The organism is Paraglaciecola sp. 20A4 (assembly GCF_011378905.1).
Lineage (GTDB): Bacteria > Pseudomonadota > Gammaproteobacteria > Enterobacterales > Alteromonadaceae > Paraglaciecola.
Genome location: NZ_WTPY01000024.1, coordinates 42,652 through 69,482 on the forward strand (window position 1 = coordinate 42,652; position 26,831 = coordinate 69,482).

A 26,831-nucleotide genomic window follows, 5' to 3' on the forward strand; every position below is an offset into this window, starting at 1 on the left:
ATAGTCTTGCTTGCGCCTATAAGCATGGTTCGCTTAAGTTGGGTCAATAATCCCCTCTGCAATCATACGCAGCGCCGTTAAGCTTGGTATAAAGAAGTAATCACCTCCTCTCGTTTCCACAAAACGGGGTATACCAGAGCACATAAACGTTGGTTGCCCCAACGATTTGTTTGCATTGATCAGCGTTCTGCCATTTGGCGCGCCATCTTGAGTGATGTCGTGATTACCCAGCAAAACATCTTTTTCATTGCTGAGTTTGAAATCGTTTCCGTAGTTTATCCATTGCTGTTGCACGAATTCAAATTGCCGCTCAATACTGGCATTGATTACCATAAAAATAGTGCCGTGTTCACGTTCATTATCAGTGCGGTCAGTCGAGTCACCGTAAGGTAATCCCCGCCTTAAAATTCGTCGTCTATTAACCATTGCGCCAGGGGTGTCGAATGCGCCATCCGTATCGAATTCGAGTGATCCTCTGGGATTAGTGCGCCGAGTATGCGCACCTAAAGGACATCTCGCACCTTGAGTGTCATTCGCATAGTTAAAGCCACTTCGTTTGCTTTTCAAATCTTGATAAATTAGCCGAGCTTGCTTTTTTTGTTCGCTGGTAGCGTCAGATTGGTAAAATAGGGTATCAGTGGCACTTTGCCACTGCTCACCAAATTTAATTGCCGAAGCGTAGTCGGGGTAAGACGCTAAGGGGGCGCCATTAGACCACCGTCCTGCAAACTTAGCCTTTAAGGTTTCCTGTTTTTCATCATCAGATAATTTGTCATCACCAAAGTGCTCACTTTTTTCTTTCAAATAAGAGGTGAATTTACCGACATTTTGATGAAGTTTGCGATACACCATAAAACTGCCGTTGTAGGAGAGCAATCTTGGGATCGGAGCCTTAGGATATTCAGCGCTTTCATCCTTGTGCCCCAGTACAAATTCGCCTGTCTCGAGAGGCTGCCATCCATCTTCGGTGTTAGCTGATGCTCTAGTGGGTTTTCCTGCTCCGACAGTATCCGCTTGATTCCTACCTTGACCTTTGAACACTGGATTGGTGATGCCATCAACGTAGTGAAAATGTTCATTTGCGGTAGGTTTACCATCAATTACTATAGCGTTACCAGATTGATATTTGCTTAAGGTTTTACCGTCGCCATCTCTGTGTCCGTCAAGTAACTCTACGCCATTTTCTGTTCTATTAACGAGTGCTAATACTTGATCAAACCGTTGAATTAAATCGCCTTCTGAGGTCGCGTTGATACTTAAAAACATATGTACGTCGTAATTATTTTGCCAAATTGGATCCCAATTTTCAGGATCGCTAGGGCCATCATCGCCTAAAATATCTTTGCGTGCCTTCATGCCCATTCGAAAGTCTTCTGGGAAACTTCGCATTGATTCATCCGGCAAGCCTAATTCTCGCAAACCTGCGTAGGTAAAAGCCAGATTGGTTGTTGCGAGCGGGGGTATGCCATCATTCTGTTTGTCTAATGGAGCGGAACTAGTGACTAGCGGAACCAAACCTTTAACAAATTCCATTCCTTGTTGTTTATCTTTTATTTTGAAAAACAAATATCGTGACAGCGGATACCCCCATCGACCATAGCCATATACTATATTTCCCTGAATATCATGCAGATCTAAAATTGCTTCATTAATATTCATTTGCTCGCCTCCTGGTGAGCAACGACAGTTGCTTTTACATCTCTTTCAATTTCTATTGGCACTTGGTTTGCGGCAATCGGCCAACTGTTACCGTTAAGATTTTCAATATCAATTAAGGCAATAAATTTTTTGAAAGACTGCTGCAAATTAATAGCACCGGTTTCACCTTGATAACGAAAATGTTGGGTTAAATATGCGAAGTGTATAAACGCTTGCTTGACATATAGTGCCTTGAGTTGTTCAGGCAAAGGTTTGTCATTTGAGCCATTAAAATATAGGCTGTTATTAATTTTACATTTTTTGATATAACGAACAAAATCGGTGCCGGACGTTACATTTTCAAAGGCAAAACAATGTTTGAGTAACGCTTTGAGAACAACGTTAATTTCTTCCCACATACCATATAAATAGGCGTCTAATTCGCCATGAAAATTGCTCGTAAAGACCAAGTATTTATTTTTCAGGTGCTCTTCAACAGCCGGCGCTCCTTCATAAAAGACATCCTGTAATAAAAATACTCTTGCTAGATAGGTGTTGGGTACCAGCGCCAATGGGGAGCGACTATCTTTAGGCCATTGTTGTATCTGATCGCGAATAATTTTGTCGTAGGATCTATTGTTCTCCATACCAGGTTTGACGGGGATCAGCACGGTAAGACCATAAGCATTGCCATATCGGTTACCCATGATTTAACACTCCCTTTCCATTACGGCTTTGGCTGATAAGCTGATGATTGGCGTCGGAGCCATTAACCCTAAATTTCGTTGCTGGCTATCCAATAGCATTTCGAAACGGTGTTGAAATAATTCAGGATCATTGTCTAAGTCGCTTTCATTAATAAATTTACCCAGCGCTTCCTTCAATTCTTGTGCACCTTTAATATCATTTGATGCAGCAAGGGGATAAGCATTGTAATAGTGGTTTGTCCAAATTTGATTGTATGTAATGTAGTTATGAAAGGGTTGTAACGGGACTGAATTTGGATAATTAATATTCTTATACCAGAGTAAATCTAGTCCACTAGGAATGGCCATATGAAAGGAATCAACATACTGCTTCCAACTTCCATTAAAGTTGCTAAAAAATAACATGTAGTGATATTTAAGCTCTTCTTTAGGTTGTGACGCATCAATATGTGGGAATTTTTTGATGATGGTCCATCGAGCGTAATGAATAAGTGACAACGTTAATAATCCGTTTAACCGCGCGTATATTAGGTTAGTCAGTTTCAATGGTACTAAATTTCCCCAAAAACCAGTGGTGCCTAGTTTTCTTGATACGGAAAATTGAACGGCTGCGAATTTAATTCTATTTACATAATATACCCAGCCTGTGATTGGCGTTATCACATTCATAGCATAGGATTTACCGGCGATATTAGACATCAATCTTTCCTTTTTATGATGTTTAAGTGATGGCGAAAATGTCGATTTACCGTGAAAATCATCGAGCTAATAATTTTGAGTCGTAATCAACAAAAACTGACGTTTCTCTTTTATTTATAGTCTACAACGGTCAAATTTGCCCAATGGATGGCGGTAAATACATTGCTTATTTTATGATTGCGTGTCGAGGGGCTGGGCGTGTAAACTGATTTTCTCTTTGAAGCTATTTTCAGCGTCCTCCTACTGTCTAAAATAGAAACCGTATAAGCTTAAGTGCAAAAAAAATGGGCAATGTGACGATAAATGTAAGACGAAGGCTACAAAAATGCAGATGCGTATAGCAGCGAATGTGGCTAATCGAATGAGGTCTAAAGAGATTGTTTTTGGACAATAGCGCTGCTGATACTACTCATATGGCTTTAACAGACGCTCGGCATTACATTTTTTGCTAGAGTTAGCGGTTTATTTTCGTTAAAAAACACGTCCCAAAATACGTAAACTGTCAAGAATACTAAACGTGCTGCCAAACAATATAAGCGACAAAGCCTATCCAGCTTGACGTCAGCAATACCCACGGTAGAGATGTCATCGGGGTAGAATGCGTGATCTCGTCCGGAGTTTCAGTATTTTTATTTTCAGGTTGTTTGGCCTTCTGTTTACGCAGCTTATCTATTTCACGTAATTTTATGCCTTGCTGTTTTTTATACTCAGTAATGCCCTTTTGAATACCTTGGGCAATCAACTTGGTTTGCTCTTTCGTTTGCCCCGTTTTTTGCCTTCCTTTAGCCATTTTCATCGCTTGTGCTTCAACTTGTGGGGATACTTTAGGTTTCATTTTTCTCGCATATTTTTTAGCTTGAATTTATAGGTCTACGCGCATTGTAGCTTGCTCATTTGTTAATGCTGATAGTCTTGACTAAATGAGGTCTATCACCATTAACATAACGGTAGACGCGCCGTGTATACCTTAAGCAGAATAACAGAATTTATTTTGAAATTTGAGTCTTTACAAGGTTAACGTAGTGAGTGGCGGATGGGCTCTTAACCTGTGCTCTGGTTACTTATCTGATCAGCACTTCTTTCTAATGTAAGGTTAATGCGTATAAACATTCCTTGTATAGCCTCAACCTGTGTTGACTCGTTAACTTTAGATTCTAGCTCTTGATAGAGTAAATCTGAGTTGCGCTTTAATTTATCATCGGTCTTACCTTTACTGGCCAATAGAAACGCATCGGCCAATGAAAGTTGCCATTGTTTTAAGTACTTTAAATCCTTACCTGCAACGTTTTCACAGATTGAACGCAAGCGCACCGTGGCATGTCCCAGATTCAAGGCCGTTAAAGCAAGATCGGTAATAGCCCGAGAATGAGAACCCTGATCGTAGTTGACTAAACGCAATAGTCGGTCTGACATTCGACGGTTATACCAAATAGCTGGGGTTTCATGTTCACCAATCTCGCGTAAATCTTCATAGGTCGCTTTAAAAACACGATGCACCAATAATCGAACACTCGGACCGGTAAAGAGGTGAAAAATCCAAAATAGAATGCTTACACCGGCGAAAATAGCCATACCAGCGCTAAGCGTATAATCGATTGAAAATGCCAAACTCATATCGGTGCTTGGCCTAACTAATATCGAAAATGGAATGCAAAAGCCTAAACCATAAGGCAATGTTTCACGATCGGCGAGTAGCAGTAATCCTAAAAAATAAGGGCCAGCTAACACTAATAATAATATTTCTAATTGTCCGCCACTTTGTGCCAGTAAATTCAATGCATAAAAGATAGTGACAATACAGGCTGCTACCACACCCATTAAAAGGCGTTTTATTACCACGCGTAAGATAGCCAAAGGTATTCGGGCTAACATAATCGAGAAGATCACGGGTAAAATCATGATCATCAAGGCAGCCGAAGAGCCGGTACTTATCCAAATAAATGCGCCAATTAAAAATACTAACGTTGTTCTAAATCCTACTATTATGCCCGCCAAAGGATCGCGGTAAGTCAACATGCTAGGGGCATTTAGTAAGGTTTTATCACGCTCTTCTAGTGCCCGATAAGCGCGCAGCAATATGGTGAGATCTGCGGCTATATCAAGGCCAACATTAAACATATGAGAATCAAAGGGGGTTTCACACACATTATTGGTTCGCTCTTCTGTTAATGCTTTACGAAGGGCTTTAATTTGCTCGGCACAATATTCATAATCGTTAGACTCAGTGATGCGCGCAAACACCACTTGTAAGCTATTCAGTAATTGCGCTAGTGCAGGGCTTATTAGTTGTGCATGGTTACGCTGCAAACGACCAAAAATTTGAATTAACGCTAATAAAGAAAGGACTTTTTGTGCCAGTTGATTTGCCGCTCTAGAGCGACCAGGGCCTTTGGGGCCTTCATAGCGCACTGCGCTAGAATCTTCGTTTATAACGCCTAACGTGGTCATGATCCCATCAATTTGTTGGTGACGTTTGTCATGCGAGCCATTGTGATCGAGTTCGGTAACCAAGTAATTTAAGGTTTGATTTATGACCGAGCGTGCTTGGTTTTGTAATGAATCCTTTATTTGTACGGGCCAAAATAAATGACTCACAAGACCGGCACAAATAGAACCAACCACTATTTCGCTGACGCGGGCCTGAGCAATATCAAATACAGCTAAGCTACTAACCGCCGATGGGTTAGCCATCACTAACAGTACAATAATTTCGGCAGTAACTGCTGCCATTGCAAAGGCGTAAACAAAGTTTGCTTGGCGTACCATGGCCGATAGTGCAGAGTTTAATCCTAGCCAAATTGCTAATGTACCTAGCGCTAAATAAGGGTAGGGCATCAGTTGGGTTAACAGTAATATGCCAAATAGCCCCCCTATGACGGTGCCTATTATTTGGCATATTGCTTTTTCAATCACTAATCCGCTCTCAGGACGCAACTGTAAAAATATTGCCGAAACTAACGCCCAATAAGGCCGGTCAAGATTAAGCAACATAGCGACAGTCAGGGCCATTGCCATGGCAATAACACCTTTGAGGGCAAAAATTACAGCCTGCTTCTTGGGAAAAAACAGATTTCGCCACACGACATTCAAGGTATTCTCCTTATTGCGTAGCGAGGTGTATTGTGGCGGTCATGCCAGCACTAAGCTGGGTGTTGTCTGGCAATGGGTCTAACTTAATATCAACGGGTATTCGTTGGGATAAACGAACCCAGTTAAACGTTTGCTGTACCTGGGGTAAAAGCTGACCATTGCTTTGAGTATTGGTATTAGCAATGGCTTTGCCCACGCTAACCACATGACCCGTTAACGGTTCGCCTGCGCTAAGTAACGCTATTTTCGCTTTTTGATTAGGATAAATTAGCGGAATTTTTGTTTCTTCGAAATAACCGGTAACGTAAAACGAGTCAGCTTGCACAATGGCAAATACTGATACACCTTGTCCTACGTAGTTTCCTTGGCGCAAATTTAGGTTGATGACTTGACCAGAGACCGGCGCAGTAATGTGCGTTCTGTCTAAATTTAACTGCGCCAGCGTTTGTTCAGCTTTAGCCAATTGGTAGTTGGCTTCCGCTATTTTGGTACTGATGCGCGTTGCTTCTAAATCTTCTTCGCTAATCGCTTTTTGACTCTTTAATTCAACACGACGGGCATATTTATGCTTCGCCAGTTGCCAGGAATACAATGCATTTTCTGTATTTGCTTGGCTTTTTTCTAACGTGGCTTGATAACGTTTATTATCAACACTAAAAAGCAGTTCGCCTTTTTTTACACTTTGCCCATCTTTTACATTTAAGTGCGTCACCCAGCCAGATACATCTGGTGCAATGGTGACGATGTCAGAGCGAATGCGACCGTCACGGGTCCATGGGGTATGCATATAATCATTCCACACCCAACGCCCAGCGAATAGCGCTGCTATAACCACCAGTATTGTCAGAATAATACGTATATATTTTGTCATCGAACTTATCTTCCACTAAGTAAATATACGGTTAGGGCCAAATAGCATACAAATATTGACACCTCGAACCACGACACTTTCCAAATTTTGTCGTGCCAGCCTAAGCGATGCAAAATAAAACGCGTCACAGCGGTTAAGATAAAAGCAATAGGGAAATATACCACCAGAGGGCTAAATTCTACTCCGCCCAAAACAACAGCCTGAAGCATAAAGAAATATCCTATTGTCAGAAAACTAGGCTTAGTTATAAAACCTGTATGAACATGCATAAAATAGTGGCGTAATAACGGCTATTGTGCCGTTAACGACGCGATAAAAACACTTTGTCAATGTAACTAAAAATGAACTTTACTTATTTGTTGTTGGTGTTTAACGGGTGTTGTGGGTAATTCTCAGTGCAAACGATGATTTGGACACTTTGCACTTTGCACTTTGCCCTAATCGTCACTGTCCTGCTATCTAACTGTATAAATCTTCCGCAAGCGTTCGGTTTTTTCTTTGCCGTAGAAGTAAGTTTGCCATATACCACACGACGATGACATTTATTACAAACACACCAACACCTACGATACTGGTATGGAATAGGATTTCATACACTTCAAAAGGGATATAGATAGCGCCGCTGACTAAGGCAAACCACTCCGTCCATACGAGTCCTTTCCATAACCCATAAGCTTCAATAAACCTGATCACAGTATAAGCCAGTGCGCCGATAGCAATTAGACTCATATTGCTAGCTGAGACGTTGCCGACGGCATGAATAAAGATGCTGGGTAAATGACTCGCTGGATTCAAGTGAGCGTGACTGACAATTGACTCCGCCACCTGCTGTAAATTTCGTCCGGCTAGAATATGGATACCGACGGCAACCATAAGAGCAAGCAAACCTTTAAAGCCCTCTAAGACTGCAATAGCTTTAAGGCCATTTTCTGATGACGTCATACTGCTCTCTATTTAAATCAAGGTAAGAATTTATCGACTACTTACGTGGAATGATAATGCGTAACGACGATTGAGTCGCTGGTTAATTAAACCGTTTTGTAATCAAAAAGTTCACATGCTTAAGGGGGTTTATGAAAACACTTAAGCGGGCGACAATCCTTACTGGCATTGCATCGATCAATTAGGCAGCCACTATATGGGTATTATTAATCAAAACCCAGCAACGCTTTTTTAATGCGGTTAGTTGCATACAATCTCATTTTTTATTGAATAGCGATTAACTCATACACAAAAAAGCCCTGTGTTTACAGGGCCTGGTTTAACAACTCGAGCGTTTAATAAACATTAAAAGCTCGGGGAGTATCGTATTGCCAATCCTACGGTTCTGCCGATAACATCGTAATCACTAACGGTATTGAAGTGATTCGCACCTGCTTGTGGAATGGGTGGTTGTTTATCAAAAAGATTGTCGATACCGAAATTCAATACCACTTGCTCTGTTGCTTGCCAAGAAGCGGCAAAGTCAAAATAATCTTGCGCTGATATACTGGTTGAGCGATCAGACGCGTAATCCACATCGCCAATACGTCGCCAGCCCAGTTGAAAATTCATCGCATCTAGGTTCCAATCAATGGTTGCTCTGTGTTTATAATCTGCTTGTAACACACTGGCGAAATCTCCTGAACACGCGCTGCCATAAGTGCCTTTACAATCAATCGCGGCGACGGTGGCATTACTTTGGCGAGTTTGCTTGGTAACCAGATTACCTTGGTAACTCAACTTAAGCGTACCGCCCAGAGCCTCGGGTGCATCCATCATATAATTGGTAGCTATATCAATACCGCTTTGCTCGATTGACGCTAGGTTAAAGTCGTTGACAATGGCAGTGGTGATAAAGCCTGTCGTTGGGTCACGCAATACGGCGCCACACAATGGATTGTTCGCATCAGGATTATCAATATAACAGCTTTGTAAGGCTGCCCCCGGCTGAATTTGACTTACCGCATCAGATATTTCAATGTGATAATAATCGAAGGAAACATCAAAACCTTCAATGTACTCAGGAGTGTATACTACGCCTACGGTTTCAGATTCAGCTTGTTCAGGCTTGATATCAGGGTTACCACCATAGGTATATTGCGCGGTGCTCGAATCGTATGGAGTATCAACAGCGGGGGCACCATAGCGTTCGCATTGTGCTGTATCGCCAGTGCCTAGTAAACAAGGATCGCCGTTATAACGTCCGGCAAATCGCGCCACAAATTGATCGCTCGTTTGGTCAAACAAGGCAAGTGACAAACCGCTAATTGGGCTGGCAAACTCGCCAAGATTGGGGGCTCTAAAAGCCGTTAACTTATTTGCACGCAGGCGAATATCATCGTTGATGGCCCAGTTAAGACCGATTTTATACGTGTCTTCTGCTTCTGTATTAGAATAATCCGAAATACGGTACGCCCCTTCGAGACTAATTTCTTTGGCAAAAGCGACGTCTGATACCACGGGTACCAGTATTTCTGCGTAAAATTCTTCACTATCAAAGCCCGCATCCATATCAAAAGCGCTGACTGACGCGAAACTGGTACCATTTCTAAAAGCATCACCTGGAGTCTGTTTGCCCGTTTCTTTACGATATTCATAACCGATGGCAAAATTGATAGGGCCATCAGGTAATTCAAAAACCGCTGACGAATCACCTGATAGCGTAGCCGCTAACACACTTTGAGTCCGTTCTCGGGTGGTATAAATTAATGGATCACTGAAGCTGGATAAATCGAGATTAGGGTCAAATATATCGACGCTATTGGCCAGCGCAGCAAACCGATTGTTACCGGAGCCATCGACTTTATAGCCATTATTATAAATGGTTGCTGTTTCATCGGTGCGACCGTACTGACCATACACGTCATAACGCAAATAATCATTGATATCGCCTTTCACGCCCAATTGCAGTTGAAGGGAGTCACGGACCGCTTCAGTGTGCTGAACACCAAGCCCAAGGTTTCGTTCAACATTTACTTGTGCGTTGCCATCGCTGTCAAATGTTAATCTATTTCGAATATCGTCGCTTAAAAAGGCATTATCAGCATTCAGTGTAACCTGTTGATTAACCGAAATAGGTGCTTGGCCACTTGCGCCAGCGCCTTCAACCGTTACTTTGGAGTACATGGCGCGGCCATAGGCTGTGGCGTTGTCTGTTAAATCAAAATCAAACAGTAAGCCGGTAGACAAACGCTTCATGGGTTGTGTCAGGTAAAGATCAGCGGTAGAGCTAGTAGTTTGGCGCTCATCGACCACGCTCCCGCCAGCGTTGATAGCAAATGCATTACCAGTGGCAACGTCAGTATAATAACCGCCTGTGTTAATAATTGAATTAGCATTTTTCATGGCGTAATCACGCTCACCAGCCAGCAACTCTTTACGTTCAGAGTAACCTACATATCCGGTGATATGGCCTGAACCATCGGCAATATCACCACCAAAAATACCTTCGAAATTGATTTTTTCGTTGCCACCGTCAGCGGTTTCATAGCTGCTAGAAAATTCCGCCCCGTTAAAATCATCGTTCAAAATAAAGTTAACCACGCCAGATACCGCATCGGCGCCATAAATAGCGGCAGCACCGCCTGTCAGTACATCAACACGCTTAATTAATCCCGTGGGGATCATATTAACGTCTACTGAGTTGCGGAAACTAAACGGCACAGCCCGGGTACCGTCAATTAACACCAAAGTGCGGTTTTGTCCTAAGCCTCGAAGATCAATTGTTGATGAACCAAATGAATCGCCCACGGTAGAGCCTGTGCTGTTCGCTCCCGCTGCCGCTTGGGGCAATTTACTGGTAATATCTTCAACGTTGACGGCGCGGTCCAACTTGATTTGCACTTCATCGACACTGGCCACAGCGCTGCTCGATACTAGCTCTGTACGTTGAATTCTCGAGCCCGTGATAGAAATGACCTCGGTTTTATCTTGCTTTGGACCTTCTTCTTGCGCCATAGGCGCCGCACTGAAAAGGGCCGCCGTGACTGCTAGGGTGACAGGCGTTAGCGCGAGTCGTTGCAGCTTGGTAGAGTAAGTTCGATGTTTCATGTGTTTTCTATCCCGTGTCGATATCCGTTAAAAAAAATATGCCATGATTGATTTTATTTTGTACAGCATGGTCATTATCACTCTAGGAAAATAAAAATTGCAATAAAAGTTTCTTGTAAATAAAAAAATTATTGATAAATTATTCTTACCAACATGTCATTGAACTATAAAGTCGAGTCAAAACTAATAATGAATACGCATATAGAGCAACTTTACCGCAGTGCTAAAAAACGCTCGCGCGTTATTATCGGTTTAATGAGCGGCACGTCCTTAGATGGATTAGACGTGGCATTGTGTCGAATCGAAGGTCACGGCACTGATACCCAAATTGAGCTAGTAGAGTTTTGCACGGTAGATTACGACGACGATTACAAACAACATATAAAAAGTGTTTTTGCCCAGCGCCAAGTAGATTTACAGCAAGTGACCTTGTTGAATCCCTGGATAGGGGTATTGCATGGTAAAATGGTCAATCAATGCTTGGCCAAATGGGGCATAAAAGCAACGGATATCGATGCCATTGCTAGCCATGGGCAAACCATATATCACTGTCCTTTGCGTCAGCATGGGCAAAAGGAATTTGGTAACGGCACCTTACAAATTGGCGATGCTGACCACTTAGCGGTGACAACAGGCATTTTAACCATAGCTGACTTTCGTCAAAAACATATCGCTGGGGGAGGCGAGGGTGCGCCATTGGCGGTCTATGGTGATTATTTGTTTTTTACCAGTGGTCAAGAAAATCGTATTTTATTGAATATGGGCGGCATTGCTAACTTAACCTATTTACCCCTCACCGCTGACTCAAGTACGGTTTTTAGTTCTGATATAGGCCCAGGTAATACCATTATGGACGCTTACGTGCAAAAACACTTTGCCCCGCTGCATTATGATAAAGACAGTGCAATCGCAGGTCAGGGTAAGATACATCAAGCGTTACTAGAGGCTCTAAAGCAGCACGAATTTTTTGCGTTAAACTTCCCTAAAACCACCGGGCCAGAAGTGTTTAATTTACGCTATTTAATGGATGCACAACTCCGAAGCAATACCCAAGACTTAGCCCCTCAAGACGTGATGGCAACCCTTAATTTCTTTTCGGCGTACGTGATTGCGCAAGCAATCAACGACTGCGCAGCCAACTTAGGTGATTTTAGTGTCTATGCCAGCGGTGGCGGTATTCATAATCCATTGTTAATGAAACATATTCTTAGCTTATGCCCAAGAATTTCCACTATTGAAGATACCAATAAACTCGGTATAAACCCAGATGCTAAAGAGGCCGTGTTGTTTGCGATTTTAGCCAATGAATGTTTGGTAGGTGGGCAGCAACCTTTTGGCAATATAGCCCAAGGGATCCCTGATATCACCATGGGCAAAATAAGCTTTCCTGATTAAATAGCACGGGTGATTTAGCAATATTTGCCCATGTTAATAACATGTTATATCTTACCGCATGAAATTAGGTTCCTATTATCAGTGCGTTAACTAGATGGTTACAGTAACACCGCACTTTTATTCGTGTAGTCAGGGTTAAGGAAAATGGTAAATGCAGCATAAAAAAAAGGTTACCCAGTTAAGGACTAATACTATTCGTTTTTGGCGACTTTCATTGGTCGTCATCACACTCTTTCTCGGCAATGCATACGCAAACGAGTTAGCAGACGACGCTTTTATTAAACAGCATAAGTTAGTGGAGCGCAGCACAGAAATTTTATTTTGGACCCAAGAAGAACGGGCGATTGGTTTTAAAAGCATCGGCAGAATGTGGCCTACAAGAGTGGTCGCCAAATCTAACACTGCCATACCTATGGTAATGAATGACATCGGGTTAAGTGAAATCACATACGAAGTGGAGGGTAAAAAATACCACATCGAGGATTTCATCAAACTGAAAAGTGCAATCGGTATTGTGATACTAAAAGACGGCGACCTAGTATACGAGAACTATACCGATGGCAATGATAAAAACACCCGTTGGATATCATTTTCTGTCACTAAATCAGTCTCTTCCTTATTGATTGGCGCTGCCGTTAAAGATGGTTATATCGCAAGCATCGATGATCAAGTCGTAGATTACTTACCGCAATTAAAAGGCTCAGCTTACGACGGAGCGAGTATCAAAAATGTGTTGCACATGAACTCAGGTGTCAAGTGGAACGAAGACTACAGCGACCCGAATTCAGATGTATCACAAGCGGGTGCATCAAACGGCATTACGCTAATTAACTATGTAAAATCGCTGCCAAGAGCACATAAGCCAGGCACCGTCTTTAACTACAACACCGCTGAATCAAATCTAATTGGCGAGCTTTTACGCTCAGCCATAGGCAATAACGCCGCGACTTACTTACAAGATAAAATATGGCAGCCCTACGCCATGGAAAACGATGCATTATGGGTATTAGATAGGCCGAATGGCGTCGAAACAGGCGGTTGTTGTTTGTTAGCAAGCCTGCGTGATTTCGCAAAAGTAGGCCAATTCGCCTATGAACAACTCCCGTCACCGGAAAATTCCCCACTCGCAAAAAACTGGCTAACAGACTCAGTTACCCCATCAGACACTTACCCCAACTACGGCTATCAGTGGTGGCTGGAAAGTGACAGCAATAGATTTCGTGCATCGGGTATCTTCGGCCAAGCAATCGCCGTTTACCCCGAACTCGGTCTTGTTATTGCTAAACACGGCAATAGCCCCGAAGCAACTGGCCCAAGTGAATATAAAACACATGAAAAAGCGCTAGACGCAGCCATAGTAGCGAAAATAAAAGAAATGTAGGGTATCTATCTGCTTGTATACTTAGCCGCTATTTAAGCGGTTAAGTAACGACGGATTTGTCGGCGTGGTTGTAAGCACGTCTGTTGATTAAACCTGCGGCTCGCTTTTCTCAGCAAATTTTTGTTTTAAATATTTAATGTTCGTATTGAGTTCCATTATTTCCATTTGTGAGTCACGAGCCAAGTCCCGCATCTCTTTAACTCGCCTTGAAATAACAAAAATAAATACCGGCACCAAAAGCCACAATATAATGAATGCCACATACACCATGACCCCTGCGAGCCCAAAACTACTTAAAATACCTTCCATTAAATAATATCCTATAAAAATCACTAATCTGAGTATTTAGAATCGATCAAAATCAACCCGCACACGCATATATTTGCCTTTTTACATGCCCGATTTTAACATACAATATTGCTTTGTGTAGGTGGGTTTTTTTACTCGTAAACTCAGTGGGCCTAGCAAGATCTTGCTGATTACCGGAATGACTATTGCAGCCGTATTAAAAAGCGATACATCCGAAGACCTTGTGAGGTAAATACACTGAAAAGTTTACTCTGACCCAACTTATTGTAATAACTAACAAAAACAAGCCTTACAGAACGAAAGTTACGATTGTATATTGCAATAAACCTTGACTAGAAAGTGGTCAAATTTAGGTACTGATAAAGCTAAAATTGGATACGTATACACGGGGCATCGTAGAGCGTGTGGCATTCGGCGGACTAAATTATCATCAGCGACTCTGATGCTGCTAATTCACTTAATTCGCCATTTAGGGATTGGGTTTCGATACACTAACGACTTGATTTCGTCCTTGCCGTTTGGCTTTATACAGTGCAGCGTCCGCTTCATTAAGCTCTGCGTCCAGCGTTGTCTCAGCACAGACAGCGGAGACAGAAGCGCCTATGCTGACGGTAATACTAAAGCACTTAGTTGGACTGGAATGAAACTCCAATTCGGCGATATTCTTACGTAAACGTTCACAAATATCAGCGGATTGTTTGTTGTCTTGCAGGAGTAGGCAAAATACAAATTCTTCACCGCCAAAACGACCGTAAATATCTTCTTTTCTGAAAAAGATAGCAAAAGACTCTGCCAATTTAACCAGTACATTGTCACCAACTTCGTGCCCGTATGAATCGTTAATGTGTTTAAAATTATCTATATCTAACATTGCTACCAGCAGAATCTGGCCCCCACGCTTTGCTCGACTAATTTGCTGTTCCGCTTGCTCTAAGAAAAACCGCCTGTTAGGGATTTTGGTCAGCACATCTTGATAAGCAAAACGGTACAGTTCTTTATTCGCATCATGTAATTCTCGTGTTCTGCGCCGCACCAGATCTTCTAAATTAGACTTTAATGATTTTAAATTTTTATTATGGGTTTCAAGTTGTTCTGCATTGAATATCTCATTCGTTACGTCGCGTTCAATAGCGGCGAAATGGGTCACATCACCGTGCTTATTTTTGAGTGGAAAAATATTTAAACCTAACCAATAGGGATGCCCAGTCTTGGTGTAATTTAAGATATTAGCAGACACATTTTGTTTATTTTGCAAACCCAAGCTGATGCGTTTTAGCTCATCCTTGTCGGTGTCCTTGCCTTGTAGAATTCTTGGGGTTTCGCCAATCGCCTCTTCACGCGTGTAGCCGGTCAATTTTTCGAAAGCATCGTTCACGTAAATAATGCGTGGCCCAAATGGTGCGGTTAGTTCATCAGCTTCAGTGACGATAATAATATCTTGTGCGTTATCTACAATAGATTGAAAGGAGAATATGTCTTTATTAGCGGTGATATCGTTAAAGGTCACCACAATAAAACTATTTTCATCCTTTTCTGCTAACTCAGGATACGCATTGACCATAAACCAAGACGGTTTGTCTCTGGTGCTGTCGATAACGCCAAGCACTAAGTTGTGAATCGGGCTTCTAAATCTTTTTACCTGAGAAACGGGGTATTGATCATTGATCAATGGTCTGTTTGCCTCATCAATGAAACGCCATTGTGGATCATACGCATCGCGATTAATAAATTGCTCATGGGTTAACCGCATAAAACGCAATGCGGCTGGGTTAGCATAGATAACTGAAGTATCCCACTTATGAATTACCACACCAATGTTGGCGTTTTCCAGCAAGTTTTTTAAAGTAAGGCCGTCAAAATCCCCCATATCTTTTTCATACCATTGGCAATACATAACGAAAGACTATAACAAAAATCAAAGACCTGAGTGAAAATTCGTATAAACGAGTAAATTAAGCAAAACTCAGCGTCTAAAACGACTAATATATTTTTCCTGTAGGAGTGATATCGATAAGCCAAATTAGTCTAATTGATACGCCTTATTTTATTCACAACATGCATGCCGTTTACTTCTTCGAAGCCCGCTAACGCGATTCTAATTTTTCCCAATAAATTGGTAGGCAGGTAGATTTACCTCACAAGTACTTCTAGATGAAAGTGCCGTTCTGGCGTGCATGGTGTATGTGGACTTAAATCCTATTCGCGTAAAAATGGCAAAAACACCCGAAACGGCAAAGTACACCAGTATCAAAAGACGTACTCAAGCCATTAAAAACCAACACCTCAACCGGGTGTTTTGGTGCCCTTTGTAGGAAATCCTCGTTAAAATATACTTCGAGGTGTCGCTTATTCACTCAAAGAATATTTTGAGTTGGTAGAGACTACAGGCCGATGCATTCGTGATGATAAGGCTGGTCATATCGATAACACTCACAGTCCTTTTCTACAAAGGTTAGGGTTAGATAGTGCTCAATGGCTAACCTTAACTACTGAGTTTGAAAAACACTTCTGCTACGCAGCAGGTGCGGAGCAAAAGATGAATGCATTTAAACGCCACACCCATCATCAACGACTGTGAGAAATGACCAAAGCCAGAGAATTGTGAAAGCGCACTTAAAGCGGAATTAATAAATACATCTTATACATATCTTGTAGCCTAGCCCCGTGGCTACGATTTCACCTTGCGCTGTCTTTTCACCTTCAACGCTTAATATTCCAGTAAAAATCTTCAATCTATCGGGCCAAAATTACCCTAAAAATTTTAGGGTAATTTCACCTTCAATATGGGAGTGATTATTAAGTTGGGTGTCTTTTTACTTTCTTGTTTTTACTTGGTCTACTGAAAAGTTTATTCCGATCCAACTTTTTCCTGACCCAACTTTTTCAACCCTGGGGATCAATCGTGCTTTATCGCTTGATTACTTAAACTCGAGGGGCTTTATTCATTGAGTGATGGATTGCGCTTCACTATCTTAGTGAAACGCCCTGTGCGGAGTCATCGAGGCCAACCATTTAGTGCAGGGTGTTGTGGGGACTGGAGGTTAGAGTCCTCTGGCTGCCCGATTATGCACCTCACCAGTTTTGTTCAAATATGCACAAAAATACTTTTCAATTCTCGTCGTGACTTTGGAAGCTTGGCGTTATAGTCCTCTTGAGTGTGATGATATCCTATAGCCAAAGCGACATCACAATAATATCCACCTAGTTCTTCTTTAAACTCTTCATTTACTAGCTCGCTATCAATCCCTTCCATAGGTGTGGAGTCAATTTTAAGACGAGCTAAAGTATGCAGAGTATTTCCCAGAGCAAGATAAGTTTGAGCTTTAGTCCAAGTACTGGTATCACCAGATTCATCTGTATTAAGTTCAGCAAAAAGCAAACCACCAAAAGCACTATCTCTATTTTCGGGTTTAGTACGCTTGTCAGCGATACCTTTATCCACTACTTCAACGTAATCATTGCGAGTGTAACGAGGGTTGTATGCAAAGAGAATGATCATTGAGCTATCAAAAACATGCGGTTGATTAATTTGAAATTTATGGGCAAAAGTCTTGCTCATTCTTTCTTTGGCTTCATCACTTTCAATCACAACAAACTTCCAGGGTTGTGAATTGATTGACGATGCTGAAAGACGCATTGCTTCAAAGAGTATATTAAGATCCTCTTGCGGAACCTTTCTAGACTTATCGTACTTTTTTGTAGAGTGTCTCCAAAGAAGATCTTCAATTATTGGATGTTTTTCATTCATAATATTTCCTTAAAATTTGATCGTAAATTGTTTTCGCATAATGCCCCAATTAACCGACAAAGTGAGGGTAGCGAGTTAACCTCGGATTGATTGGATTGTTATGCATCAACCACCCCAAAAAGTTTGGTGTAGTTTTTTCTATAAGTAATCACTGTTATGTGGGGCCATATTAAAGCTGCATTTATAAGTGCGGGTAAAGCCATTAACAATGAAATAAGCTGGGTATTATCAAAAGGAATTAGAAATCCAGTTAACGCACCTGACACGTAAGTTATTGTGCAATAATTTCTGTACCAACTGATATTTTTATACATTGTCGATATTTCTAGATCGTCATCAACAGCAGCAAAAAAAAATAGAGAAAAATCAATCCCATTAGCGCTAATATAACGCTTTCTGGTTCTGCAATTTTAAGTGCAAAACCTAGCAGCGTTAATGCACTAAACACTAAAAACCAATTCGAATACGCTCCTTTATAAAGAAGGTAAGTGCCTGCTGGTTCTGTTGATAAAGGTCGTCGGCTCATAGCTTAATTTGAAGCCTAACAAGGCTGCAAAAAAGTCGACTGTATCTAACCATTTCCCTCGCCTTAGTTTAATTTTTATATTCTGTGAACTTTGCCTTGAACAATTTGATTTTACAAAGTTTTTGCACGAATAACGTATTTTACAATTTGGGCTTGTATCGGGCTTGAGGTGATTATTTTCAGTAGCTTAAAGTGAAAGATATATATATTAAGATGGATGTCTATCTAAGTTGTTAAGTTGTCATGGATTGACTATCTTTATTCTTGCGCCATGAAAGTGAACCTCTTTGCCGCTGATAATAGCGCTACCATACACCAGTCTATTATTGAAATTTACTAGTAGCGTAACATAGTCACCATACCCAGCTTCAAACCAAGACAGCATATAAATTTCTTTTTCAATTTCAAATGCTTGATAGGGAAATGGACCCCACCACGTTTCAGGTTTAGAACCAGTGAGATACCTATAGCTGATACCCGCTTCTTCAAATTTTACATTGTAAGATCTACCGCTTGTATATTCATAAGTGATTTCAGAGCCATTAAGTTTTCTTGTTGGTTCCACTAATTCGTCTGAAGCCATTGCATTGATGGAGAACAATAATATAGATATAAGTAGTATAAATTTATTCATCATATTTCCTTTAGCGTATAACGCTCGCATCTAACGAATCCCCTCATAATATTAAGCGGAAACAATAATATAAATACGCATTGCGCTATTTGATGTCTTTTATAAAAGCAGGCATTTGGCCAAAAACTAACCAAGCTGTTACCTGCAAAGCATCACGCGTGATATTCATATCTTACACGATTTGCTTAAAAAGCAATGGCCCAATCGACATGCAAACGTCTTTCTTCTCTTATGGTTGCCATACAATCCTTACTGTATGGACAACACTGTCGCTAACCGAATTGGGCCGTAACATAGCAGGCTCTGTCGCCCTAAAATACGACATAAAACGTATAGACAGGCTGCTCGGTAAAAGACAACTGCACAACGAACGATTAGATATTTATCGCTGGCACGCACGGTTGCTTTGCGGTGCGAACCTCATGCCCGTTGTACTTGTCGATTGGTCTGATGTAAGGGAGAAGCTCCGACACTTAACCTTAAATGCATCGGTCAGTGCCAAGGGCGTAACGTCAAGCTGAATGAGCGGGGGTTTTCGTTTACTCAATACAACTCCCCCAGTTAGTCATAATCCTTTTTATGGTAACTAGCGAGTATCTCACCTATCTGTTTAATATGGGGGTCTTTGTATCTGCTGGTTATCCGATTATAGCTCTGCTATGTGCGTGAGAGTTTCCGGGTGACGTTGTACTAATTTTAGAAGAGTGATTGCTTGCCCATTTGGAGCACTGCGTCCTTGCTCCCAGTTCTCTAATGTACGAGAAGATGTATGAAGCAAACTTGCAAACACACCACGAGACATATTAAATTTTTCTCGAATATGTACAATTTCACTAGGTGAAATATCAAGTTCATTTAAGTCATTAACTTGATGTGTTTTAAGGGTAAGCTTCCCCTCTGTATGTTCTTTTGCTTCAACAAGAGCCGAGCTTAATTCTGTAAATAAATCACGATTGCTCATTGCGCCATACCTCCATAAAAGTCTTTAATTGATTCTTTTGATCTGCGGTTAAATCTGACATTTCACTCTTCCCATAAATAGTGAGTAAATAGAAGCATCGTTTTTGATCAAAAAAGTAATAAATGACACGTGAACCACCACGCTTACCTTTACCTTTACCTTTACCCTTACTTGCAACTCGAAGCTTCCGCAAACCAGCTGTACCTTGAATTACGTCCCACTGCTTAGGGTTTGACATTAGTTCAGCTTGAAACAGCCTAAACTCTTCATCACTGAGGTAGTCATCTCGATATTTCTCAAATATTTTTGATTCTACGAATATACACTTCATAATTAAAGTGTACGCAAATCGCGTATAGTAGGCAAGGAGGGATATAAATGAGTTATAACAGCTTCATCAGCCGCGGGTTTTGTCTTTCTCCCGACTCAAACTTTCCCGATCAAAGTGGCTACTTCTTTTACTCTTTTTTGACAGTATTCGTCGATGAATATTCGGATAATTTAACTACGAAGCACCTCGTTTCTCGAGTCAACTCTCTTTGGCGACGCCATCGCTGCTTTAGGCTTTTTCACGACTCCAATTTTCCAAATTTTTATTAGGCTTGTCAGGTGTCCAGACAGGGGGGAATCCGAGGCTCTTAGGAGCAATGCTCCTATTGGGTGAACGATTCACCATGGATGGTGAAGCTGTAACTCCGTTATGGGGAGAACCACCAAGGACGGGTTTAAACACAGTTTTGTATTATGAGTTTTCGAAGAGCTTAGTTAGCGAAGTGCTTTACATGGATGTTTCCTTTCGCCGCTCTGACATTGAAGGTGCATAAAAATAGGGATAAAAGATTGGTTGGAGGTCGGCCTTTACAAAGTACGTCCTGTACTTTGCCCTGCGGGCCATCCTACGGATGTTCAAAATGGTTCCCGACCATTTTGTCTTGGTGACTTCTTTTGGCTGTTGAAAAGAAGTTACTGGCTCGTAGAGACGAGAGTCATACTCGTCATGGATCACGATAAGCGCAGCGCAGCACATCCCCAAACTTAAAAAACATCAAATTGTCGACAATTACCGCTATTAAAACTTGAAATACCTTATTACTCTGCTATATTGTCGACAACCTTAGGTATCTGACTTACCTGAAAATCAGAAATTATCTGTCGCTTATTTTATCGGGAACCACGCTAAAACCATGCTAAACCTAACTGAGCAACCCATTACTGCTGCTGATAAAACCTTTTTTCAGTTGCGTAAAGACATCGTTGAAGGTGTGGTACTGGCTGGTTCAAAATTAAGCGAAACCGAATTGTCGACAAAGTACAGTGTGAGCCGAGCCGTGATCCGCGAAGCGATTAACCGTTTAGCCACGTGCCATATTGTTGAGCGCAAAGCCAATGTGGGTGCGCGGGTGGTGTCTCTTTCCCCTGAAGGTTTAGTAGATTTATATCAAGTGCGTGAGTCTTTAGAAGGTATGGCGGCGCGGTTAGCGGCGCAAAATATGACAGATGCAGAAATCGCTGATTTGAATACCTTGCTGAATGTGCACTCACAAGATGTAAAAAACCATGGCTCTTATTATCAAGAAGCAGGAGACGTGGACTTTCACTACCGGATTATTTTAGGTAGCAAGAATAACCATCTTATTGCCATGCTCGTCAACGGTATTTATCACTTGGTGCGTATGTACCGTGTGCAATTAGGCATGTCTGGCCCGCGGGTCAGTACCGCATTTGAAGAGCATAAACATATCGTGCAAGCCATTTGTAATCGAGACGGTGAGTTAGCAGAAATGCTGATGCGTCGCCATATTTTATATTCTAAAAATAATATTCAGCGCAAATTAGCGCCACAGCTTGAAGCCTAGCGTTGCCGTCATTGTGCTGTCATTAAATAATCTTTTAATTGTGGCGTAGGGGTGAATGTTCACCTCAACGCTAAATAACTACTCTAAGGAGCAAGTAATATGAGCCCAGGTCAAAAATTTCGCCAAGCGTTAGTCGATAATAAGCCGCTGCAAATCGTTGGAGCGATCAATGCGTATTCCGCCATGATGGCCAAGAAGATTGGTCATAAAGCCATTTACTTATCCGGCGGCGGCGTCGCGAACGCTTCTTATGGTTTACCAGATTTAGGCATGACGTCACTCAATGACGTGATTGTGGATGTGCAACGCATTACATCGGCCTGTGATTTACCGCTTTTAGTGGATATCGACACAGGATGGGGCGGCGCATTTAATATCGCCAAAACCGTGCGTGATATGGAAAAGGCTGGTGCCGCTGCTGTGCACATGGAAGACCAAGTGGCACAAAAGCGCTGTGGTCACCGCCCGAATAAAGAAATTGTGCCCTTAGAAGAAATGGTAGACCGGATCAAAGCAGCCGTTGATGCGCGCACCGACCCAGACTTTTTTATTATGGCGCGCACAGATTCTTTCGCTCAAGAAGGGCTAGAAGCTGCCATTGAGCGAGCCAAAGCATATGTTGCTGCCGGTGCAGACGGTATCTTCGCTGAAGCGATAAAAACAGAAGAGCATTACCGCGCGTTCGCCGAGGCGTTAGATGTGCCCATTTTGGCCAATATTACTGAGTTTGGCCAAACCGAATTATGGAATAAAAAGGTGCTAGGTGAGTGGGGCGCAGCCATGGTGCTTTACCCATTAAGTGCATTTCGTGCCATGAATAAAGCCGCTGAAAATGTCTATAGTGCGATTTTAGAACAAGGTGATCAAACCTCTGTTGTGGATCAGATGCAAACCCGTATGGAGCTTTATGATTACCTTAATTATCACGATTACGAGCAAAAGTTAGATAGCCTCTTTGCCCAAGGCAAAAACAAATAGGCGTAGCTAATAAGCGAGCAGCATATAAATGTTAGCAAGCAAATAATTGGTAACAAAAATAGCATTAAATGACGTTACCCAGATGAAGATAAATATAACGATGAATTTGGGTGCTAACAAATACTTATTTAGGAGCAAATTATGGTTGATAAAAAATTAAGTGGTGCGGGTTTACGTGGTCAAAGTGCAGGTGAAACAAGTTTATGTACCGTAGGGCAGTCAGGCTCTGGTTTAACCTATCGTGGTTATGATATCTCAGATTTAGCCGACAACGCGACCTTCGAAGAGGTGGCGTATTTATTGTTTAATGGCGAACTACCCAACCAAGGACAATTGGATGAGTATAAAGCCACATTACGCACACAGCGAGATTTGCCACAAGCACTAAAAGAAGTGTTAAAACTGATCCCCAAAGAAGCACACCCTATGGATGTGATGCGCACGGGGTGCTCATTTTTAGGTAACCTTGAGCCAGAGGCAGACTTTGCACAACAACAGCAAGCCGCTAACCGTCTGTTGGCCGCGTTTCCAGCGATCATGTGTTACTGGTATCGCTTTACCCACGAGGGTGTTGAGATTGATTGCACCACAGATGAAGATTCACTGGGCGGCCATTTCTTAGCGTTATTGCATGGTAAAACGCCGTCTGAACAGCACCGCAAAGTCATGGATGTATCCCTTATTTTGTACGCAGAGCATGAGTTTAATGCCTCTACTTTTACTGCGCGTGTCTGTGCATCAACCTTGTCTGATATGTTCTCTTGTGTAACGGGTGCTATTGGTACATTGCGTGGGCCATTGCACGGCGGTGCAAACGAAGCGGCTATGGACATGATCCAGCAATTTAGCTCGCCAGCGGATGCCAAAGAAAAAATGGCCGGCATGCTTGAGCGCAAAGAAAAAATCATGGGCTTTGGCCATGCGATTTACCGCGAGTCTGACCCACGTAACGTCATCATTAAAGCCTGGTCTGAAAAACTGGCTCATGAAAATGGCGATACATCCTTGTATGACATTTCAGTGGCCTGTGAAGAATTTATGTGGGACAGCAAAAAACTGTTCTGTAACGCTGATTTCTTCCACGCGTCTGCGTATCATTTTATGGGTATTCCGACTAAATTGTTCACGCCTATTTTTGTTTGCTCGCGTTTAACAGGCTGGGCAGCACATGTGATGGAGCAGCGCAGCAACAATCGTATTATCCGCCCAAGTGCGGATTATGTTGGGCCAGAGCCGCGTAAAGTGTCACCTATTAGTCAGCGCTAAGCTGTTAGGGCGGGGCGAGTGTTTATGCATTCGCTTCTGCTTTATTGCTTATATTTATTCGCCAGTATCTGCATTTCTTATTATCAAACAGGTTATGACTGGCGCGTTGTTACTCTCGTATTTAAGGACCGCTATGAATACTGATTACCGTAAACCTCTTCCAGGCACTAAGCTTGACTATTTTGATACTCAAGCAGCAGTGGATGCCATTACCCCTGGCGCTTATGCCAAATTACCTTACACCTCAAGGGTACTCGCTGAAAACTTGGTCAGACGCTGTGCCCCTGAGCAGTTAACCGACTCATTAAAGCAATTGATTGATCGCAAGCGTGACTTGGACTTTCCTTGGTTTCCAGCACGCGTTGTGTGCCACGATATTCTTGGCCAAACGGCACTGGTTGATTTAGCTGGATTGCGCGATGCCATCGCTGAAAAAGGTGGCGACCCATCAAAGGTCAATCCTGTGGTGCCAACGCAGTTGGTAGTGGATCACTCATTGGCCGTTGAGTTTGGTGGTTTTGATAAAGACGCGTTTGAAAAAAATCGCGCTATAGAAGACCGACGAAACGAAGACCGTTTTCACTTTATTCAGTGGACCAAAACCTCCTTTAAAAACGTGGACGTGATCCCATCCGGTAATGGTATTTTGCACCAAATTAACCTTGAGCGTATGTCGCCAGTTGTACAAAAACTAAATGGCGTCGCCTTTCCTGATACTTTGGTGGGCACAGACAGCCACACACCTATGGTCGATGCGTTAGGTGTTATGTCTATTGGTGTAGGTGGCCTTGAAGCAGAAAGCGTTATGTTAGGGCGCGCTTCTTATATGCGTTTACCCGATATTATTGGCGTGGAATTAACTGGGCGCCCACAACCTGGGATCACCGCCACAGATGTAGTGTTGGCACTGACCGAATTCTTACGTAAAGAAAAAGTGGTGTCGTCGTACCTAGAGTTTTACGGCGAAGGTACTAAGCACCTGACGTTGGGTGACAGAGCCACCATTTCTAACATGACCCCAGAATATGGCGCCACCGCAGCTATGTTCTACATTGACCGTCAAACCATTGATTATTTGACCCTAACAGGCCGTGATGACGAGCAAGTGAAATTGGTTGAAACCTATGCAAAACACACTGGTTTATGGGCTGATAGCCTAGAAACCGCTGAATATGAGCGTGTACTTACATTTGATTTATCGACTATTGGGCGCAACATTGCAGGGCCGTCAAACCCTCATAGCCGCGTGCCGACCTCTGAGTTGGCGCAACGTGGCATCAGTGGCGTGGTAGAAAATGAAGAGGGCAAAATGCCTGACGGCGCGGTCATTATCGCCGCTATCACCAGTTGTACCAATACCAGTAACCCACGCAATATGGTGGCAGCAGGCTTGATTGCCCGTAACGCCAATAAGCTTGGTTTAACGCGCAAGCCATGGGTGAAAAGCTCGTTAGCGCCGGGATCAAAAGCGGTGCAATTGTATTTAGAAGACGCGAAACTCTTGCCTGAGCTAGAAAAGCTCGGTTTTGGTGTGGTGGCCTTTGCGTGTACTTCATGTAACGGTATGAGCGGGGCACTTGACCCCGTTATTCAAAAAGAAATTACCGATCGTGATTTGTACACAACCGCGGTGTTGTCAGGTAACCGTAACTTTGATGGTCGTATTCATCCATATGCTCAACAGGCCTTTTTAGCATCACCGCCTTTAGTGGTGGCGTATGCCATTGCCGGTACCATACGCTTTGATATTGAGCGCGATATATTGGGTTACGATAAAGACGGTAACGCTATTACCTTAAAAGATATTTGGCCTACTGATGAAGAAATTAACGCGGTGGTTAAAGCCAGTGTGAAACCTGAGCAATTCCGTAAAGTATACGAGCCGATGTTTGATTTGAAAGTGGAATACGGCGAGCATATTAATCCACAATACGATTGGCGCCCGCAAAGCACCTATATTCGTCGTCCCCCTTATTGGGAAGGCGCGCTAGCAGGTGAGCGCACCATGAAAGGTCTGCGCCCGTTAGCGGTATTGGGTGATAACATCACCACGGATCATTTATCGCCATCAAACGCTATTCAACTCAATAGTGCGGCCGGTGCCTACTTGCACAAAATGGGTTTGCCGGAAGAAGATTTTAACTCTTACGCCACTCACAGGGGCGATCACTTAACCGCACAACGTGCGACGTTTGCTAACCCTAAACTGTTTAATGAAATGGTTCATGAAACGGGTAGTGACGGGCAAACGAAAGTGAAGCAAGGGTCGCTGACGCGTCTAGAGCCACAGGGCACTGAAATGCGCATGTGGGAAGCCATTGAAATCTACATGCAGCGTAAACAACCGCTTATTATTATTGCTGGCGCTGACTACGGTCAGGGCTCATCACGTGACTGGGCTGCCAAAGGTGTGCGTCTGGCGGGTGTTGAAGTGATAGTAGCAGAAGGTTTTGAGCGTATTCACCGCACTAACTTGATTGGAATGGGCGTATTACCGCTGGAGTTTATGCCGGGTGATAACCGTCACACGTACAAGATAGATGGCAGTGAAACATACGATGTGCTGGGCGATCGCACACCTGGGGCAACAATGACCGTAAATATCACCCGCAAAAACGGTGAGCAAGTCAGTGTGCCGGTGAAGTGTCGTATTGATACCCAAGAAGAGTCATCTATTTACGAGGCAGGCGGGGTATTACAGCGTTTTGCTCAAGACTTCCTTGAAGCAACGGTAGGGTAA

The 26,831-nt window shown here is 42.6% G+C and carries 22 protein-coding genes and 2 pseudogenes; 9 read left to right on the top strand and 15 right to left on the bottom strand.

Annotated elements, in window-relative coordinates:
- Window positions 1-33: 33 nt before the first annotated feature.
- From GQS54_RS17820 to GQS54_RS17860, 9 genes are all read right to left on the bottom strand, one after another.
- Window positions 34-1,659, bottom strand: coding sequence for a peroxidase (locus GQS54_RS17820; protein WP_166425284.1), 1,626 nt, complete (start codon window positions 1,657-1,659; stop codon window positions 34-36).
- Entirely contained in the window at window positions 1,656-2,345 is a 690-nt protein-coding gene (locus tag GQS54_RS17825; protein WP_166425285.1) for a hypothetical protein, read from the bottom strand. The genes GQS54_RS17820 and GQS54_RS17825 overlap by 4 nt, the downstream gene beginning before the upstream one ends.
- Before the next feature lie 3 nt (window positions 2,346-2,348).
- Entirely contained in the window at window positions 2,349-3,044 is a 696-nt protein-coding gene (locus GQS54_RS17830) for a hypothetical protein (protein WP_166425286.1), read from the bottom strand.
- A 511-nt stretch (window positions 3,045-3,555) separates the two neighbouring features.
- Window positions 3,556-3,879: a DUF2956 domain-containing protein gene (locus GQS54_RS17835; RefSeq protein WP_166425287.1), complete on the bottom strand. Its 324-nt coding sequence runs from the start codon at window positions 3,877-3,879 to the stop codon at window positions 3,556-3,558.
- Between the two features lie 206 nt (window positions 3,880-4,085).
- Window positions 4,086-6,134, bottom strand: a complete 2,049-nt coding sequence (locus tag GQS54_RS17840) for an FUSC family protein (RefSeq protein WP_166425288.1) — start codon at window positions 6,132-6,134, stop codon at window positions 4,086-4,088.
- 10 nt (window positions 6,135-6,144) lie between these two features.
- A complete protein-coding gene (locus GQS54_RS17845) occupies window positions 6,145-7,005 on the bottom strand; it encodes an HlyD family secretion protein (RefSeq protein ID WP_166425289.1) in 861 nt (286 codons plus the stop codon).
- 5 nt (window positions 7,006-7,010) lie between these two features.
- A complete protein-coding gene (locus GQS54_RS17850) occupies window positions 7,011-7,274 on the bottom strand; it encodes a DUF1656 domain-containing protein (protein ID WP_346766590.1) in 264 nt (87 codons plus the stop codon).
- Window positions 7,275-7,464: 190 nt separating this feature from the next.
- Window positions 7,465-7,947, bottom strand: a complete 483-nt coding sequence (locus GQS54_RS17855; RefSeq protein ID WP_166425291.1) for a DUF2127 domain-containing protein — start codon at window positions 7,945-7,947, stop codon at window positions 7,465-7,467.
- A gap of 345 nt (window positions 7,948-8,292) precedes the next feature.
- Window positions 8,293-11,037, bottom strand: a complete 2,745-nt coding sequence (locus tag GQS54_RS17860; protein ID WP_166425292.1) for a TonB-dependent receptor — start codon at window positions 11,035-11,037, stop codon at window positions 8,293-8,295.
- Between the two features lie 189 nt (window positions 11,038-11,226).
- Here GQS54_RS17860 and GQS54_RS17865 point away from each other — a divergent pair, with 189 nt between their 5' ends.
- Together GQS54_RS17865 and GQS54_RS17870 are read left to right on the top strand one after the other, a co-directional pair.
- Window positions 11,227-12,432, top strand: coding sequence for an anhydro-N-acetylmuramic acid kinase (locus GQS54_RS17865; protein WP_166425293.1), 1,206 nt, complete (start codon window positions 11,227-11,229; stop codon window positions 12,430-12,432).
- Between the two features lie 151 nt (window positions 12,433-12,583).
- Complete coding sequence (locus tag GQS54_RS17870) at window positions 12,584-13,813, top strand: serine hydrolase (RefSeq protein ID WP_166425294.1); 1,230 nt, start codon at window positions 12,584-12,586, stop codon at window positions 13,811-13,813.
- Between the two features lie 87 nt (window positions 13,814-13,900).
- On the opposite strand, the gene GQS54_RS17875 is transcribed toward GQS54_RS17870, so the two are convergent.
- Together GQS54_RS17875 and GQS54_RS17880 are read right to left on the bottom strand one after the other, a co-directional pair.
- Window positions 13,901-14,122, bottom strand: coding sequence for a hypothetical protein (locus GQS54_RS17875; protein ID WP_166425295.1), 222 nt, complete (start codon window positions 14,120-14,122; stop codon window positions 13,901-13,903).
- Between the two features lie 469 nt (window positions 14,123-14,591).
- On the bottom strand, window positions 14,592-15,989 hold the full coding sequence (locus GQS54_RS17880) for a diguanylate cyclase (protein ID WP_166425311.1): 1,398 nt from the start codon (window positions 15,987-15,989) through the stop codon (window positions 14,592-14,594).
- Between the two features lie 256 nt (window positions 15,990-16,245).
- On the opposite strand from GQS54_RS17880, the pseudogene GQS54_RS17885 reads away from it, so the two are divergent.
- A pseudogene (locus GQS54_RS17885) lies at window positions 16,246-16,700 on the top strand (transposase); the annotation flags it as partial.
- A 507-nt stretch (window positions 16,701-17,207) separates the two neighbouring features.
- Here the strand turns inward: GQS54_RS17885 and GQS54_RS17890 are convergent.
- Entirely contained in the window at window positions 17,208-17,870 is a 663-nt protein-coding gene (locus GQS54_RS17890; protein WP_166425296.1) for a nitroreductase family protein, read from the bottom strand.
- A gap of 767 nt (window positions 17,871-18,637) precedes the next feature.
- Window positions 18,638-19,030 carry a MoaF N-terminal domain-containing protein gene (locus GQS54_RS17895; protein ID WP_166425297.1) on the bottom strand — a complete coding sequence of 131 codons (393 nt, stop codon included), beginning with the start codon at window positions 19,028-19,030 and terminating at the stop codon, window positions 18,638-18,640.
- Window positions 19,031-19,181: 151 nt separating this feature from the next.
- Between GQS54_RS17895 and GQS54_RS17900 the strand changes: the two are divergent.
- Window positions 19,182-19,608 (top strand): annotated as a pseudogene (locus GQS54_RS17900) (IS4 family transposase); the annotation flags it as partial.
- A 68-nt stretch (window positions 19,609-19,676) separates the two neighbouring features.
- Here the strand turns inward: GQS54_RS17900 and GQS54_RS17905 are convergent.
- Window positions 19,677-19,991, bottom strand: a complete 315-nt coding sequence (locus GQS54_RS17905; RefSeq protein ID WP_166425298.1) for a type II toxin-antitoxin system MqsA family antitoxin — start codon at window positions 19,989-19,991, stop codon at window positions 19,677-19,679.
- Window positions 19,978-20,322, bottom strand: coding sequence for a type II toxin-antitoxin system RelE/ParE family toxin (locus GQS54_RS17910; protein WP_166425299.1), 345 nt, complete (start codon window positions 20,320-20,322; stop codon window positions 19,978-19,980). Before GQS54_RS17910 ends, GQS54_RS17905 begins: the two co-directional genes overlap by 14 nt.
- A gap of 325 nt (window positions 20,323-20,647) precedes the next feature.
- Here GQS54_RS17910 and GQS54_RS23090 point away from each other — a divergent pair, with 325 nt between their 5' ends.
- The 5 genes from GQS54_RS23090 (at window position 20,648) to acnD (ending at window position 26,831) form a co-directional block, all read left to right on the top strand.
- Window positions 20,648-20,815, top strand: coding sequence for a hypothetical protein (locus tag GQS54_RS23090; RefSeq protein ID WP_205967823.1), 168 nt, complete (start codon window positions 20,648-20,650; stop codon window positions 20,813-20,815).
- Between the two features lie 360 nt (window positions 20,816-21,175).
- A complete protein-coding gene (locus GQS54_RS17915) occupies window positions 21,176-21,847 on the top strand; it encodes a GntR family transcriptional regulator (RefSeq protein WP_166425300.1) in 672 nt (223 codons plus the stop codon).
- A 99-nt stretch (window positions 21,848-21,946) separates the two neighbouring features.
- Window positions 21,947-22,825 (top strand): methylisocitrate lyase, encoded by an 879-nt coding sequence (gene prpB, locus GQS54_RS17920; protein WP_166425301.1) that lies wholly within the window; start codon window positions 21,947-21,949, stop codon window positions 22,823-22,825.
- Between the two features lie 141 nt (window positions 22,826-22,966).
- Window positions 22,967-24,091, top strand: a complete 1,125-nt coding sequence (gene prpC / locus GQS54_RS17925) for a 2-methylcitrate synthase (RefSeq protein ID WP_166425302.1) — start codon at window positions 22,967-22,969, stop codon at window positions 24,089-24,091.
- A gap of 133 nt (window positions 24,092-24,224) precedes the next feature.
- Entirely contained in the window at window positions 24,225-26,831 is a 2,607-nt protein-coding gene (acnD, locus tag GQS54_RS17930) for a Fe/S-dependent 2-methylisocitrate dehydratase AcnD (RefSeq protein WP_166425303.1), read from the top strand.

Excerpts from the sequence above, each read along its gene's own strand:
- GQS54_RS17820 (WP_166425284.1), bottom strand. The coding sequence starts at position 1,659 with ATGAATATTAATGAAGCAATTTTAGATCTGCATGATATTCAGGGAAAT.
- GQS54_RS17825 (WP_166425285.1), bottom strand. The coding sequence starts at position 2,345 with ATGGGTAACCGATATGGCAATGCTTATGGTCTTACCGTGCTGATCCCC.
- GQS54_RS17830 (WP_166425286.1), bottom strand. The coding sequence starts at position 3,044 with ATGTCTAATATCGCCGGTAAATCCTATGCTATGAATGTGATAACGCCA.
- GQS54_RS17835 (WP_166425287.1), bottom strand. The coding sequence starts at position 3,879 with ATGAAACCTAAAGTATCCCCACAAGTTGAAGCACAAGCGATGAAAATG.
- GQS54_RS17845 (WP_166425289.1), bottom strand. The coding sequence starts at position 7,005 with ATGACAAAATATATACGTATTATTCTGACAATACTGGTGGTTATAGCA.
- GQS54_RS17850 (WP_346766590.1), bottom strand. The coding sequence starts at position 7,274 with ATGCATGTTCATACAGGTTTTATAACTAAGCCTAGTTTTCTGACAATA.
- GQS54_RS17855 (WP_166425291.1), bottom strand. The coding sequence starts at position 7,947 with ATGACGTCATCAGAAAATGGCCTTAAAGCTATTGCAGTCTTAGAGGGC.
- GQS54_RS17860 (WP_166425292.1), bottom strand. The coding sequence starts at position 11,037 with ATGAAACATCGAACTTACTCTACCAAGCTGCAACGACTCGCGCTAACG.
- GQS54_RS17865 (WP_166425293.1), top strand. The coding sequence starts at position 11,227 with ATGAATACGCATATAGAGCAACTTTACCGCAGTGCTAAAAAACGCTCG.
- GQS54_RS17870 (WP_166425294.1), top strand. The coding sequence starts at position 12,584 with ATGCAGCATAAAAAAAAGGTTACCCAGTTAAGGACTAATACTATTCGT.
- GQS54_RS17875 (WP_166425295.1), bottom strand. The coding sequence starts at position 14,122 with ATGGAAGGTATTTTAAGTAGTTTTGGGCTCGCAGGGGTCATGGTGTAT.
- GQS54_RS17880 (WP_166425311.1), bottom strand. The coding sequence starts at position 15,989 with ATGGGGGATTTTGACGGCCTTACTTTAAAAAACTTGCTGGAAAACGCC.
- GQS54_RS17890 (WP_166425296.1), bottom strand. The coding sequence starts at position 17,870 with ATGAATGAAAAACATCCAATAATTGAAGATCTTCTTTGGAGACACTCT.
- GQS54_RS17895 (WP_166425297.1), bottom strand. The coding sequence starts at position 19,030 with ATGAATAAATTTATACTACTTATATCTATATTATTGTTCTCCATCAAT.
- GQS54_RS17905 (WP_166425298.1), bottom strand. The coding sequence starts at position 19,991 with ATGAGCAATCGTGATTTATTTACAGAATTAAGCTCGGCTCTTGTTGAA.
- GQS54_RS17910 (WP_166425299.1), bottom strand. The coding sequence starts at position 20,322 with ATGAAGTGTATATTCGTAGAATCAAAAATATTTGAGAAATATCGAGAT.
- GQS54_RS17915 (WP_166425300.1), top strand. The coding sequence starts at position 21,176 with ATGCTAAACCTAACTGAGCAACCCATTACTGCTGCTGATAAAACCTTT.
- prpB (WP_166425301.1), top strand. The coding sequence starts at position 21,947 with ATGAGCCCAGGTCAAAAATTTCGCCAAGCGTTAGTCGATAATAAGCCG.
- prpC (WP_166425302.1), top strand. The coding sequence starts at position 22,967 with ATGGTTGATAAAAAATTAAGTGGTGCGGGTTTACGTGGTCAAAGTGCA.
- acnD (WP_166425303.1), top strand. The coding sequence starts at position 24,225 with ATGAATACTGATTACCGTAAACCTCTTCCAGGCACTAAGCTTGACTAT.